The organism is Pseudoalteromonas sp. AOP7-A1-14 (genome assembly GCF_052376275.1).
Taxonomy (GTDB): domain Bacteria; phylum Pseudomonadota; class Gammaproteobacteria; order Enterobacterales; family Alteromonadaceae; genus Pseudoalteromonas.
Genome location: NZ_JBQSVO010000317.1, coordinates 1 through 296 on the forward strand (window position 1 = coordinate 1; position 296 = coordinate 296).

Below are 296 nucleotides of genomic sequence, written 5' to 3' on the forward strand. Positions count from 1 at the left end.
TCCTTTAGAAGCATAGACACGCGCTAACGTTTGAACTAAATCGCTGCCATAGTGCAGCTCTAAACGGTTGTCATATAAACGAACCAGTAATCGGCTACCAATAAGGCGTGACGGGACGCTATAGGTAACACGTTTCAATGAAATAGTACTCGTACGTGACACCGTTAGATAATGCTCGGTGTAATTGACGCTCATCGTCCGTGGTAAAGCATGTAATTGTCGCTGCTCTACTGCGTATTTATCACTTACACGGCGATTACGGCGAGCTACAATGTCGGCAACAAACGATTCATAGA

General features: G+C 44.9%; 1 protein-coding gene. It reads right to left on the reverse strand.

Features of this window, described 5'->3' with window-relative positions; translation table 11 throughout:
- Positions 1-296 (reverse strand): Mu transposase domain-containing protein (locus ACT3RM_RS18295; protein ID WP_444511568.1); only part of this gene is annotated, 296 nt, incomplete at both ends.